Raw genomic sequence first — 14040 nt, forward strand, 5'->3', positions numbered from 1 at the left:
GTGATTATACACATAACGGATTATCGCTAAACTGTAGAGCGTTCCACAAGTTTATACGGAATTTCCATCTTTTCTTGTTTAGAACCCTCATCACTTACTCGTCTGTAAAACATTTCAAAAGCCGTCTTACCTATTTCCTTTAAATTTTGGTCAATAGTTGTCAGTTGTAAAACTTGAGAAATCGGTTGATTATCAAAACCAATAATCGCTAAATCCTCCGGAACTTTAATACCTAGTTTATTAACTTCTGTCATGATCCCAATAGCAACTTCATCTCCTGCCACTATTAATGCTTCAGGTGGATTCTCCATCTCCTTAAATTGATGTGCAACTCTTACACCATCTTCTAATGTAAAGCATTCTGTGAAAATCCGATCTTCCATCACTTCTTCATCTATTAATTGTAGCTGTTGTTTATAAGCATCAAAACGTTTCTTACTACTTGGTCCTAACTTTCTTCCCGTACAATATCCAATCTTCTTATAACCTTTTTCAATAAGGTAACTCATCCCTAATTGAAAGGCATTAAAATGATCTGTATATACACTCGATATACTTTCAATATCATTATCCTCACAAGCAATAACCGCCCCATACGCTGCATACGGCTCTATAATTTCCCACTCATTAGCACGAGAACAAATGATCAGACCATCTAGTTGCTTTGTTTTCAACATATGTAAACTTTTCATTTCTTCTTTTTTATTGTAATTCGTTTGACAAAGAAGCACTCGATAATTGTGAGCTAACGCAACTTCCATCATTCCACCCACCATCGCATCAAAACACGGATGATTAATATAAGGTAAAATCACACCAACAATATTCGTTTTCCCTTTTGATAAATGAACAGCATTTGCATTTTGTGAGTAATTCAATTTCTCAACTATTTCTAAAACAACTTTCCTTTTTTCTTCACTTACATACGGATGATCATTTAATACCCTCGAAACAGTCGTAACTGAAACCCCAGCCATCTTTGCAATATCTTTAATATTAGCCATACACTCACCTCTACTTTTAACTTAATAAATCACATGAACATATGTCAAATCTTCTCATCATGACACCTTCATTCGTTTTTCTTACAAAAGTGTAATTTTCCTGTAAGCTAATTCGATAGTGACTCTCCGCTATATTTCATACAATTAAGTCAGAAACAGGGCAACAACCATTCGAAAAGGAGCGGATCTAATATGATGAACAAAATGAAATCAAACAATTTCTTAAACACAATGGGCATGGTATTATCTGCTCTTATCGATGCAAAAGCTGTTGCTTCTACATTAAACAAGTAAGGAGAATATATTATGAATAACATCACTTTTAACAAATTAGATTTTTTAGGACTTGCTAGTGGCTCGATTCTTCTTACTGCTTTTATTTACGCCGCTACGCTTGTATAAACTTTGTGTCCCCTTTCCCCTTTATTATAAATAGTAATAGAAAAGACGACCATATGCCCGGTCGTCTTTTCTTATTTTTGATTTGATTGCAAAGTTACCTTTAGCTCTTCAAATTTTTCATTTAATTGATCTGTCATCATTTTCATAGCTGTTTTCCGATCTATTTGTTCTCCCGCATCAATTTGAATCGGATCTCCAAAAATTAATTGCGCCCTTTTTCCTTTTATTAATTCTTTTACACTTGATGGACCAATATAAGCTGCCGGTACTAATGGAACATTAGAACGCAGCGCAATCGTAACAGCCCCAGCTTTTAATGAAACATCTTCTGATGATCTCGTTCCACTCGGAAAAATCCCGACTACCTTTCCTTCTTTTAATAGGCGTGATGGAATTTTAAGTGTACTCGGTCCTGGATTCGCACGATCTACGGGAAATGCATTTACATTTTTAAAGAACCAATTTTTAAATTTCCCTTCAAACAATTCTTTTTTTGCCATGTAATGAATTTGGGTTGGATACATCCCCGTTGCTAACATTAAAACATCCATAAAACTTGTATGTGTGCACGCAACAACGTAAGGGCCACCTTCCGGTAATTTTTCTCCCCCTTGTACTTCTACCTTCCCAGCCATTTTAAATATATATTTCAACGAAAATGTAATTGGTTTATACATTTGTTTCGTTCCTTTCTGAATATCCGAAGTATAATCATTTTCTTACAACGATTATAACACTAAGTTTTAGGAGTTGGTAATAAAAATAAGTATTTATTGTTAAATTTCAATTCTTACAAAAGTGTAATTTTCTTGTAAGCTAATTCGATAGTTACTTCTTACAATATTTCATATAATTAAGTCAGAAAGAAACAAGTAAGGAGAATGTATTATGAATAACATCACTTTTAACAAATTAGATTTTTTAGGATTAGCTAGCGGCTCCCTTCTTCTTACTGCTGTTATTTACGCTGCCACGCTTATATAAACTTTGTGTCCCCTTTCCCCTTTATATAAATAGTAATAGAAAAGACGACCGTCTATGCCCGGTCGTCTTTTTAATTTTTTCTTTCCTTCAATTCTTTTAAAAGCTGTATCAGTTCAGCTTGTTGTTTTACACTCTTACGACCATTTCGATTAATTGCTGCAAGCTCGCAGGCAACTCCAGCAGCAAAGAAAAACAATAAACTTTCTAACATATAAAATCCTCCAATTGCCTATTAAACAGCTTGGCGCAATTGCTTTTCTTGCAACATTTGCTTATTTGCATTTTCTTCTTTTCTCTGACAAACGTTATTACGAATAAGCGCTGCAATAACAAATAATGTTCCTACAATATCAAATGTTGTTATTTTATACCCTTGCATCATCATAATAACTAACGTAGTAATTGGTACAAAGTTAATAAATAAAATACCATTAATGGATGATAAGATTTTCACACCGTAGTTCCAAGCAAGTAGTGCTACGATACCTGGTAATGTCATCATAAATAACAAGTCATATTTCACAATAGAGATCGTTTCCATACTTGGAATTGATACATATCCAAGCCCCGTAATGATTACCGTTATAATCCCTGTGACAGTTGTACCAAATACACATGTCAACGTAGAATAACGTAATGTTGACCAATCGCTACACGTTTGACCACCCATCGTATAAATAACCCATCCTACAACACCAACAAATATAAATGCTAGTGAAAACATGTTATCTTTCAATGTTAAAAAGAAACTTATGTCGCCTTTCGTAATAACAAATATAGCCCCTACAAACGCGATAATCATGCTCGTTATCATATACTTCTTCGGCTTTATATGTTTATATCCCCATAAAATACAAATTGAAATCATCGGCATAAGCGCCTCCATGATAGAAGCTACCATTACACCTGATTTCCCCATTAACATTTGTCCTAGAAAAATTAATACATTATATACGGTAAACGCCATTGTTCCAAAAAAGACGAGTAACTTCCCTCTTCCTTCTAAGCGAAATGCTTTCTTTCCTTCTTTCACTAGCAATAATACAATCAGTACAATTGCTACCGCCCCATAACGAATAAACGAAAAATAAAACGGATCTATGTATTCTAGCGCATGATCAGCAACAGGAAACATCGCTCCCCATGACATACTTGCTATTAAACACGCCAAAGCGCCTATTATCATTTGACCTCTTTTCACCACAATCCCCCACTTCTTTCTATTTGCACAAAGAGAATTGTAAAAGAAAAAATATATCACGTAAAATGATTCAAAATGATGTTAAGTATCATTTATAATGATACTTAACATCAAGGGGGCATAAAATGGAATTACGAGACTTACAAATCTTCCAGAGCGTTGCTGACCGAGGTAGTGTAAGCGGCGCCGCAAAGGAATTAAATTACGTACAATCAAATGTAACTGCACGTATTAAACAACTAGAAAATGAACTGAAAACACCGCTCTTTTATCGTCATAAACGAGGCATGACTTTAACAGCTGAAGGAAGAAAAATGCTCGTTTATGTTAATAAAATTTTGCAAGATGTTGACGAGCTAAAACAAGTATTTTTAGATAGCGAAACACCTTCTGGTATTTTAAAAATCGGCACGGTCGAAACAGTAAGTACATTACCTACCATTTTATCTTCTTACTATAAACGTTATCCGAATGTCGATTTATCATTACAAGCAGGTCTAACGGAAGAATTGATTAGAGAAGTACTTGATCATCAATTAGATGGTGCCTTTATATCAGGTCCTATTAAACATCCACTAATCGAACAATACGATGTTAGTAAAGAAAAATTAATGCTTGTAACACAAAATAAAGCTTTTCATATAGAAGAATTCACAACAACGCCCCTACTCGTTTTTAACCAAGGATGTGGATACCGTTCCAAACTAGAACGATGGCTTAAAGATGAGGGTTTGCTCCCAAAAAGAATTATGGAATTTAATATATTAGAGACGATATTAAACAGTGTTGCACTCGGCCTTGGAATTACACTCGTACCACAGTCTGCTGTCCACCATCTTTCTAAAGCTGGTAAGGTACATTGTCATGCAATCCCTGAAAAATATGGTAGTATTTCAACAGTTTTCATACGCCGTAAAGATAGCTATATGACGAATTCAATGCGTAGCTTTTTAAAAACAATTGAAGAGCATCATCATATCAATATGCTTTAAAAGACATTCTTACACGAATGTCTTTTTTTCTTACAAAAATGTAAGTCTCCCGTAAGCTAATTCGATAGTTGCAGGCGATCATATTTCCTATAATTAAGACATAAAGCAGGGCAACAACAATTCTAAAAGGAGCGGATACGCATGATGAACAAAACGAAATCAAACAAATTTTTCAATACAATGGGCATGGTGCTATCCGCACTTGTCGATGCAAAAGCCGTTGCAACTACATTAAACAAATAAGGAGAGATTATAATGAACAACATTACTTTCAACAAATCAGACTTTATCGGACTTGCAAGTGGAGCTACTCTTCTTACAGCTTTCATTTACACACTTGCTCAAAGTCTTGTTTAACACTTTGTTTCCCAAAACCCCTTTATATATAGAAAAAGCTGCTTGTCTTATAGACAAACAGCTTTTTAGTTTGTTTCATATATAATTTGACCTATTTTCGTCATATCGTATCCGCCAATCGCTTTTAATTCATTATGAAATCCTTCCGATTGCAGAATACCTTTCACGACTTCAATTAGCTCTTCATTTTCTTTATTCTTCAAAATCACTAAATCATACTGTTCCTTCATGATTGGAATAAAGTCTACGTTTACAATCCGTGAAAATTTTTCTGACCCTACTCCTACATCAGCTTTTCCATTCGCGACTTGCGTGGCAACACCAAGATGATTTGATTCTTCCCATTCATATCCACTAATATGCTCTTTATTTAATTTTTGAATGCGCAATTGTTCATCGACTAACACCCTAATGCCAGAACCTTTTTCTCGATTTACAAATCGTATAGATGATTGAGATAAATCAGCCCATGTTTTTATATTTTTGGGATTTCCCTTTTGTACATAAAACCCAACGTTCCTTGCTAATAAATTAATCATAATACATGGTTGTCCAACTAAAATACGTTTTACATAAGGAACATTATATGTACCCGTTTCACCATCAAACAAATGCAGGCTAACGATACTTCCTTCTCCCTGATACATTTTTATTAAACTCGTTAAACTACCTTGATATGCCCTTAATATATTTGAACTTGGCAGGCGATTTTCTATACGTTTTGCTAACATATCTAATGTTAGTTCTTGTCCGCTAATAATACATGTATCCAAGTCCCTACTATCTTTGCTCTTTACGGAAGTACCTTGTATTTTCCCTGTTTTCATTCGCTTTATATATTGTTCTAAATCCGTTACATCAATGCGCATCTGTCTACCGATTCTATAAGAAGGCAATTCTCCTTTTTTAATTAAATCGTATACAGTTAATTTTGATACTTTTAATCGCTTTGCTACTTCTTCCGTTGTGTAGGAATGATGATCCATAGACGATTCCTCACTTTCTTTCTTCATTGTAACAAAGAAAAGAATATTTCTCCTATATTTTAAAAACAACTAGTTCGTTCAAATTATATTCAATTATAACTAGTTATAATTAGTTATATTTAGTTATAATTAAATATGTCGAAACGAAAGGGGATTTTTTTATGAACAAATTCACATTACGATCTATTGGGGCACTTATACTTTCTTTCCTTCTTATATTTAGCGCTGCTTGTACAAGCGTGGAAAAGAAAGAAAAGTCAGCTGCTAAAGAGGGACAAACAATCGAACTGACTATATCAGCTGCTGCTAGCTTACAAGATGCATTAAAAGAAATTGAAAAACAATATAAAGAGAAAGAACCAACTATTCAACTTTCTTTTAACTTCGGTGCTTCTGGTGCACTTCAACAACAAATTGAACAAGGTGCACCTGCTGATTTATTCTTCTCTGCAGCAGAAGATAAATTCCAAACTCTTGTTAAAAAAGGATTCATCGATGAAAAAGAAGGGAAAAATCTTCTTGGAAATGAACTAGTTCTAGTTGTCCCAAAAGATAGTTCTCTTGCAAAATTCCAAGATTTAAAAGATGAAAAAATCAAGAAAATTGCACTTGGTACACCTGAATCCGTACCTGCGGGGAAATACGCAAAAGCTTCTCTCACACATGAAAACCTTTGGAATGACATTCAAAATAAAATCGTATTTACAAAAGATGTTCGCCAAGTGTTAACATATGTAGAAACAGGTAATGTCGATGCTGGTATTGTATACAAAACAGATGCTCTTATTTCAAACAAAGTAAAGATTGGTGAGACAGCAACAGCTACTTCTCATGAGCCAATTCACTATCCTTTAGGTGTTATAAAAGAATCTAAGCACAAGAAAGAGGCGACTTCATTTTATGAGTATTTGCAGTCAAAAGATGCACAATCTATCTTTAAGAAATATGGATTTACAGTCCTATCATAATTACCATGAACTTTGATGCTATTTTGTCACCAATCTTCCTATCTTTAAGAGTAGCTGCATGCGCCACCATTATCGTCACAATTTTAGGAACGATAATCGGACGAGCCCTAGCACGCTCCTCATGGAAATATAAAGTAATATTAGAAACTATTTTCTTATTACCAATGGTACTTCCGCCAACTGTAATCGGATTTTTTCTCATTATCATTTTTGGAAATAATAGTCCCATTGGAACGTGGGTAGAATCAATATTTCAGCAGTCTATTATGTTCACATCTACTGCTGCTATCATTGCTTCTACAGTTGTTGCATTTCCGCTTATGTACCAATCAGCCAAAACAGGTTTTTCTATCGCGAATGTACAAATTGAAGAAAGCGCTCGTGATCTTGGTGCAAGTGAATATCAAGTTTTTCTACACGTCACACTTCCGCTTGCATTTCCTGCATTACTAAGCGGAATGATTTTGAGCTTTGTTCGTGCACTAGGGGAATTTGGTGCTACACTCATGTTCGCTGGGAACATTCCCGGTAAAACACAGACAATCCCAACCGCAATTTATATGGCGATTGATGCAAGTAATATGCAGCTCGCTTGGACACTAGTAGTTATCACTATTAGTATGTCACTCCTATTTCTGCTATGTATTCAGCTTATTAATAAAAGAATTACTAACTCTTAAAGCAGCTTCTGTCGAAGCTGCTTCTTTATTTCTTAGGAAATAAAATATACCATCAGGAAATAACTGAATTTTACCTTTTATTGAAATATACATTTTATTTGAATTCACTTTCTAAAATAGGCAATTTCCTGTTATTATATGGAGGTGTTTCAAAAAATGAAGAAATGAAAACGCATTTATATCGTGAATTCTTCATCCTGTTTTAGCGATCGGTAATCTTCTACTCTATTAGTGGGGCATTACCGATCGTTAGAACGATATGTAATTATATTGGTATAGAAAACCGAAGGGAGTCTTGTAATGGACATTTTATTAGCGCTTCTTCCTGCAATTGCATGGGGAAACATCTTATTAGTAAGCGTAAAAATGGGCGGTGGTGCATATAGCCAAACGGTAGGTATGACAATCGGTGCTCTATTCTTCGCAACAATTATGTATGTATTTACTCAACCAGCTTTAACAATGACAGTCTTGATTGTTGGTTTTATTTCAGGTTTATTCTGGGCATTAGGACAAGTAAACCAATTAAAAACAGTTGAAAAACTAGGTGTTTCAACTACTGTAACGATTTCTACTGGTATGCAACTTGTTGCAACTTCTATCTTTGGGGTTATCGCTTTCCGTGAGTGGACTACTACAACAACGATTGTTCTGGGAACGATTGCAATCCTATTAATCGTAGTTGGTGTTGTATTCACATCACTAGATGACAAAGAAAATGCACAGCCACCAGGACAATTGAAAAAAGGACTTCTTACTTTAATTGTTTCTACTTTCGGCTACCTTGTATATGTAATTATTATTCGTTGGTATAATATCGATGGTTGGTCTGCTATTTTACCACAAGCAGTTGGTATGTTCGTTGGTGCGGTTGTACTGACATCTAAACATAAACCATTTAACAAATATGCAATTCGTAATGCTTTATCTGGTTTACTATGGGGAACAGGAAACTTATTCTTACTTCTTTCCTTACCACGTGTCGGAGTAGCAACAAGCTTCCCATTATCTCAAACTGGAATCGTTATCTCAACATTCGGTGCGATTGTATTCTTAGGTGAAAAGAAAACAAAACGTCAATTGATCTTTATTGCACTAGGTAGTGTTTTAATTATCGGTGGCGCTGTATTGCTTGGTATGACGAAAGCATAAGCTTATAATTTATCAATCCCTGAAGCATAAATGCTTCAGGGATTTTTGATTATAACTATTTTTCAAATATAATAATCTTCATAGTCCTTTTTATATAGCCTTCCTTCCCTCCAATTGTATTCTCTCCACTACAAGCCGTTTCTTTTTACAAAATTCTCTTAAAAATGGTATCGTTTTTTATAACATATTCTCATCAGAAAGGAATAAAGGATATGCCTAATAAACATCGAATTTTATTTATTGGTGCCGGTCGTATGGCAGAAGCTATATTTGCTGGACTACTTACAACAAGTAAAGAATACATCGAAAAAATTATTGTTTCCAATCGAAGTAACATAGAAAAACTAACGCAACTACAAACTCAATATGATTTATCGATTACAACGGATTGGAAGCAGCATATTAAATCTGTAGATACAATTGTTTTAGCAATGCCGCCTGTTGCACATGAACAGCTATTAGCGGATCTATCGCCTCTTCTAACTGATCAATTTGTCGTGACAGTTGCTGCCGGAATCGGACCATCTTATCTAGAAGAAAGACTTCCTCAAGGGACACCTGTTGCCTGGATTATGCCAAATACAGCTGCTGAAATTGGCAAGTCTATCTCTTTATACACGACGGGAAATTCCGTAGAGGAACGACATCATGAAACGTTACAACTTCTTTTAAGAGGTATTGGTACCTCGCAGTTTTGTACCGAAGAGGAAGTTCACCAACTTACCGCAGTTACTGGTAGTGCACCCGCTTTTCTCTATCACTTTGCTGAAGGTTTAATTGAAGCAACGAAAAGCTATGGAATTGATGAGGAAACAGCAAAACATCTTGTCATTCAAATGATCGCTGGCTCTGCCGCTATGCTCCAGCAAAACCAGGATCCAGCTATGTTACGTGAACAAGTAACAACACCAGGAGGTTCAACGGCTGAAGGTTTAAAAGTTCTATATGAAAATAATTTTTCAGAAGTCATTCAACAAGCAATTGAAGCGACCAATAAAAAAGCTAGGGGGAATTAATATGACTTTAACAAGTTTAAACGACTACACAACATTACATAACGGCGTAAAAATGCCTTGGTTCGGTTTAGGTGTTTTTAAAGTAGAAGACGGATCAGAAGTAATTGATTCTGTAAAAGCAGCTATTAAAAATGGATATCGTAGTATCGATACAGCTGCCATATATAAAAATGAAGACGGCGTTGGACAAGCAATCCACGAATCAGGTATTCCACGTGAAGAATTATTTATCACATCAAAAGTATGGAATAGTGATCAAGGTTACGAGTCAACATTACAAGCATTTGAAACTACATTAGAAAAATTAGGTCTAGAATATTTAGATTTATATTTAGTACATTGGCCTGTAAAAGGAAAATACACTGAATCATGGAAAGCTTTAGAGCAACTTTATAAAGATGGTCGTGTGCGCGCTATTGGCGTGAGTAATTTCCATATTCACCATTTGCAAGACGTATTTGAAATTGCTGAAATTAAGCCTATGGTTAACCAAGTGGAATACCATCCACGTTTAGCACAAGAAGAATTGCACACTTTCTGTAAAGAGCATGGTATTCAGCTTGAAGCTTGGTCACCATTAATGCAAGGACAACTACTAGATCACCCAACATTACAAGAAATTGCTACAAAATATAATAAATCGACTGCACAAGTGATTCTACGCTGGGATCTACAAAATGAAGTTGTAACGATTCCTAAATCAATTAAAGAACACCGCATCATTGAAAATGCGAACATCTTTGATTTTGAATTAAGCTCGGATGATATGAAAGCAATTCAAGCTTTAAATGAAAATCACCGTGTTGGTCCAGATCCGGATAACTTTAACTTCTAATAGGGAAACCACTGCCATATGCAGTGGTTTTTTTTATTTTTAATAAAACTGAAAATTTAAACTATATTCCATTTGATTGACACTTCATTATCTAAGGTGTAAGATTTTGAATTATCAAAGAAACACAAAAATTAATAAAATTTATTCGTTTACTCATTGTATCAAGAGAGGTGGAGGGACTGGCCCTTTGAAACCTCGGCAACAGGTTCATTTTGAATACTGTGCCACTTCCTGCAAGCTTTGTGCTTGAAAGATAGAATGAGGGACTTCGTTTATATACGGGTGCATAACTTGTACGTAAAAATCCCTCTTTCTCAATACGAAAAGAGGGATTTTTTGTTTTTCATTCCCTCATCATCATCCAATCTTATTAACTATTTAGGAGGAAAATCAAATGAAAAAGAAGTTTGTACCCGGTATTGCATCAGTTGTAGGAGTAAGTATTTTATTAACTGGTTGCGGCAGTTATAAAAACGAAGCAAGCGGAGCAAATGCAAAAGACGAGGAACCTAGTAAACAGGTTTTAAACTTATCTTCACCTACTGAAATACGAACAATGGATACAGCTCGTGCTACAGATACTGATTCTGGTCAAGTAATGAGAAACGTATTTGAAGGTTTGTATAATCTTGGTGAAGGTAACAAACCTGTCCCTGGCGTTGCAAAATCTCATGAAGTAAATGGCGATAAAACGAAATACACATTCCATTTACGAGATTCAAAATGGTCAAACGGCACTCCTGTTACAGCGAAAGATTTTGTCTTCGCTTGGCAAAGAGCTGTCGATCCAGCAACAGCCTCTGAATATGCATTTCTATTCTTTGATATTAAAAATGCAACAAAAATTAACAACAAAGAACTTCCAGCCGATCAACTTGGTGTAAAAGCAATTGATGACCATACGTTTGAGGTAGAATTAGAACGCCCTGTTCCGTACTTTATTAGCTTAACAGCGTTCCCAACATTTCTACCAATTAACGAGGAATTCTTTAAATCACAAGGTGATAAGTACGCTTTAGAAGATAACAAAATCTTGTACAACGGAGCTTTTACACTAAGCGATTGGAAGCATGAACAAAGCTTTAAATTTAAGAAAAACCCTACCTATTGGGATAAAGATAATGTCAAACTCGAAGAAATCAATTTCAACGTTGTGAAAGAGAAATCAACAGAAGTAAATTTATTCGAATCCAAACAATTAGACCGTATAAAACTAACATCTGATTTCGTTGATAAATATAAAAAGGATACTAACTTCAAAGAACGTCCGAATGTAGGGGTACAGTTTTTACGTATGAATCAACAAAACAAAGTACTTCAAAACGTTTCTGCACGACAAGCAATCGATCAAACAATTGATCGAAAATCCTTCGTAAATACGTTATTAAATGATGGCTCTACACCAACCTTTAGTCTCGTGCCGAAAAACTTTGCAAAAGGGCCTGATGGAAAAGACTTCCGTACTGCAAACGGCGATTTAACAAAAGTTGATACAACATCTGCACAAGAATTATGGAAGAAAGCAAAAAAAGAACTTGGTTCTGAAAAGATAACATTAGAATTATTAACAAGTGATGGTGACCTTGAGAAGAAAACTGGTGAGTTCCTAAAAGGGCAACTAGAAAAGAATTTAGATGGCTTAACAGTAAATATAAAACCGCAACCACGTAAACAACAAGTTTCACTCTTATTAAAAGGTGACTACGAGATTGGAATTGACGGTTGGAGCCCTGACTTTGCTGATCCAATTACATTCCTTGAACTATTTACGACGAATAACCCTTACAACTTAGATCATTACTCTAATAAAGAATTTGATGACACAATTGAAAAAGTTAAAACTACCTTGGCTGGTGATGAAAAAGCTCGCTGGGAAGCGTTACTAGCATCAGAAAAAATCTTATTTAAGGACTCTGTTATCGCTCCTCTTTACCAAAAAGGAGAATCTTATTTAGAGCGTTCTTATGTAAAAGGAATTGTACAAGTAGACTTCGCAGGTCAATTAAACTTCAAATGGGCAAAAATTGAAAAATAAAATGCGACTTTAATCATCGTGTTTCCACCAACTCCCATTGTTTTTTTGGCAAAATATATTAAAAGTAGATTCCTTAATATGAGTGAATCTACTTTTTTAATATATTATTTCAAGAAATTAACACTCTATTTTTATTATTGACATATAGTTCTTTTCAGTGTTAATATTCTAAATAATCAAAGAGACGAAATATTTCACCATCAAAACATAATGTCTACTACGTTGAAACATATAACGATAGATTATAGTTCAGCATGTATATACATATAGAACACCTGATTACCTATAAACAAATATCTATAATAGGTTTTATCTCCTTCTATAGCTACTTCAAGACATGGACATTATGACGTTACGAACAACACATTTAGGGAGGAAAGAACAATGAAGAAAAAAGTTGTACCTGTTGTTGCATCTGTTTTAGGGGCAAGTCTACTACTAACTGCTTGTGGGGGAAATAAAGATAATGCAAGCGGAGCGAAAGCGAACGATAAAGCAAATGATAAACAGGCAATTAACTTATCATTCGCTTCAGAAATTCCAACAATGGATGTTGCAAAGGCAACGGATGGGGAATCCATGAACGTAATGCGAAATGTTTTTGAAGGCTTATATGCAATAGGAGAAGATAATAAACCGATTCCTGGTGTTGCTGAGTCGGTTGACGTTAGTCCCGATAAAACAAAATATACATTCCACCTGCGTGATTCAAAATGGTCAAATGGTACTCCTGTAACAGCAAAAGACTTTGTCTTTGCTTGGCAACGTGCCGTAAACCCTGATACAGCAGCTGAATATGCATTCTTATTCTTCGATATACAGAATGCAAAACAAATAAACCAAAAACAATTACCAGTTGATCAATTAGGCATCAAAGCTCTTGATGACAAAACTTTAGAAGTACAACTAGATCGCCCTGTTCCCTACTTCTTAAGCTTAACGACATTTTCAACATTCTTACCAATTAATGAAGACTATTTAAAATCTCAAGGTGACAAATACGGTTTAGAAACAAATCATTTAATTTACAATGGTGCTTTCACATTAGATAACTGGAAACACGAACAAAGCTTCCAATTGAAGAAGAACCCTAACTATTGGGATGCTAAAACTGTAAAATTAGAAGAAATCAACTTCAATGTCGTTAAAGATAAGTCTACAGAAGTTAACTTATATGATTCAGGACAAATTGACCGTGTTGCTTTAACTGCGGAGTTTGTTGATAAATATAAGGGCGATCCAAACTTCAAGGAACGCGCTGAAGTCGGCATTCAATTCTTACGACTAAATCAGAAAAATGCAGTATTAAAAAATCAACATGCACGCCTTGCTATTAACGGAGCAATGAATAAAAACATACTAAGATTAGTAGTGCAGGCCAAGGCATTGGTTCGCACTACTATTTTTTATATAGTAGAAGTGAAGAAA

General features: G+C 35.0%; 16 protein-coding genes and 1 riboswitch. Of the genes, 11 read left to right on the forward strand and 5 right to left on the reverse strand.

All coding sequences use genetic code 11. The annotated features are described in order from the left end of the window. Positions 1 to 26: 26 nt before the first annotated feature. Positions 27 to 1004 (reverse strand): LacI family DNA-binding transcriptional regulator, encoded by a 978-nt coding sequence (locus JDS80_RS25930; protein ID WP_199640307.1) that lies wholly within the window; start codon positions 1002 to 1004, stop codon positions 27 to 29. A gap of 306 nt (positions 1005 to 1310) precedes the next feature. Between JDS80_RS25930 and JDS80_RS25935 the strand changes: the two genes are divergently transcribed. Continuing rightward, on the forward strand, positions 1311 to 1406 hold the full coding sequence (locus JDS80_RS25935; RefSeq protein ID WP_001059999.1) for a DUF3948 family protein: 96 nt from the start codon (positions 1311 to 1313) through the stop codon (positions 1404 to 1406). Positions 1407 to 1477: 71 nt separating this feature from the next. Here the strand turns inward: JDS80_RS25935 and JDS80_RS25940 are convergent, their stop codons facing one another. Further along, complete coding sequence (locus tag JDS80_RS25940; RefSeq protein ID WP_199640308.1) at positions 1478 to 2083, reverse strand: lysophospholipid acyltransferase family protein; 606 nt, start codon at positions 2081 to 2083, stop codon at positions 1478 to 1480. Between the two features lie 211 nt (positions 2084 to 2294). On the opposite strand from JDS80_RS25940, the gene JDS80_RS25945 reads away from it, so the two are divergent. Then, complete coding sequence (locus JDS80_RS25945; RefSeq protein WP_199640309.1) at positions 2295 to 2390, forward strand: DUF3948 family protein; 96 nt, start codon at positions 2295 to 2297, stop codon at positions 2388 to 2390. A gap of 70 nt (positions 2391 to 2460) precedes the next feature. On the opposite strand, the gene JDS80_RS25950 is transcribed toward JDS80_RS25945, so the two are convergent. Both JDS80_RS25950 and JDS80_RS25955 read right to left on the reverse strand, forming a co-directional pair. Next, positions 2461 to 2601, reverse strand: coding sequence for a YrzO family protein (locus JDS80_RS25950; protein ID WP_199640310.1), 141 nt, complete (start codon positions 2599 to 2601; stop codon positions 2461 to 2463). 21 nt (positions 2602 to 2622) lie between these two features. Further along, the gene (locus JDS80_RS25955) at positions 2623 to 3591 is read right to left on the reverse strand and encodes an EamA family transporter (RefSeq protein ID WP_199640311.1); all 969 of its coding nucleotides are present in this window, start codon (positions 3589 to 3591) and stop codon (positions 2623 to 2625) included. A gap of 125 nt (positions 3592 to 3716) precedes the next feature. Between JDS80_RS25955 and JDS80_RS25960 the strand changes: the two genes are divergently transcribed. Both JDS80_RS25960 and JDS80_RS25965 read left to right on the forward strand, forming a co-directional pair. Continuing rightward, positions 3717 to 4583, forward strand: coding sequence for a LysR family transcriptional regulator (locus JDS80_RS25960; protein WP_199640312.1), 867 nt, complete (start codon positions 3717 to 3719; stop codon positions 4581 to 4583). A gap of 255 nt (positions 4584 to 4838) precedes the next feature. Beyond that, entirely contained in the window at positions 4839 to 4940 is a 102-nt protein-coding gene (locus JDS80_RS25965; RefSeq protein WP_001060020.1) for a DUF3948 family protein, read from the forward strand. Positions 4941 to 5005: 65 nt separating this feature from the next. Here the strand turns inward: JDS80_RS25965 and JDS80_RS25970 are convergent, their stop codons facing one another. Further along, the gene (locus tag JDS80_RS25970; RefSeq protein WP_199640319.1) at positions 5006 to 5953 is read right to left on the reverse strand and encodes a helix-turn-helix transcriptional regulator; all 948 of its coding nucleotides are present in this window, start codon (positions 5951 to 5953) and stop codon (positions 5006 to 5008) included. A gap of 134 nt (positions 5954 to 6087) precedes the next feature. Here JDS80_RS25970 and modA point away from each other — a divergent pair, with 134 nt between their 5' ends. The 7 genes from modA to JDS80_RS26005 all read left to right on the forward strand — a co-directional run. Beyond that, the gene (modA, locus tag JDS80_RS25975; RefSeq protein WP_199640313.1) at positions 6088 to 6894 is read left to right on the forward strand and encodes a molybdate ABC transporter substrate-binding protein; all 807 of its coding nucleotides are present in this window, start codon (positions 6088 to 6090) and stop codon (positions 6892 to 6894) included. Positions 6895 to 6899: 5 nt separating this feature from the next. Further along, the gene (modB, locus tag JDS80_RS25980; RefSeq protein ID WP_199640314.1) at positions 6900 to 7574 is read left to right on the forward strand and encodes a molybdate ABC transporter permease subunit; all 675 of its coding nucleotides are present in this window, start codon (positions 6900 to 6902) and stop codon (positions 7572 to 7574) included. Positions 7575 to 7874: 300 nt separating this feature from the next. Next, on the forward strand, positions 7875 to 8726 hold the full coding sequence (locus tag JDS80_RS25985) for a GRP family sugar transporter (protein ID WP_000353549.1): 852 nt from the start codon (positions 7875 to 7877) through the stop codon (positions 8724 to 8726). Between the two features lie 212 nt (positions 8727 to 8938). Next, on the forward strand, positions 8939 to 9742 hold the full coding sequence (gene proC, locus JDS80_RS25990) for a pyrroline-5-carboxylate reductase (RefSeq protein ID WP_199640315.1): 804 nt from the start codon (positions 8939 to 8941) through the stop codon (positions 9740 to 9742). A 1-nt stretch (position 9743) separates the two neighbouring features. Further along, positions 9744 to 10577 carry an aldo/keto reductase gene (locus JDS80_RS25995; RefSeq protein WP_199640316.1) on the forward strand — a complete coding sequence of 278 codons (834 nt, stop codon included), beginning with the start codon at positions 9744 to 9746 and terminating at the stop codon, positions 10575 to 10577. A 155-nt stretch (positions 10578 to 10732) separates the two neighbouring features. Beyond that, a riboswitch (SAM riboswitch) is annotated at positions 10733 to 10837 on the forward strand. Positions 10838 to 10971: 134 nt separating this feature from the next. Beyond that, a complete protein-coding gene (locus JDS80_RS26000) occupies positions 10972 to 12612 on the forward strand; it encodes a peptide ABC transporter substrate-binding protein (protein WP_199640317.1) in 1641 nt (546 codons plus the stop codon). 384 nt (positions 12613 to 12996) lie between these two features. Continuing rightward, on the forward strand, positions 12997 to 14040 hold a 1044-nt coding region (locus tag JDS80_RS26005), incomplete at its 3' end, for a peptide ABC transporter substrate-binding protein (protein WP_199640318.1).

The organism is Bacillus cereus group sp. N8, assembly GCF_016483685.1.
Lineage (GTDB): Bacteria > Bacillota > Bacilli > Bacillales > Bacillaceae_G > Bacillus_A > Bacillus_A proteolyticus.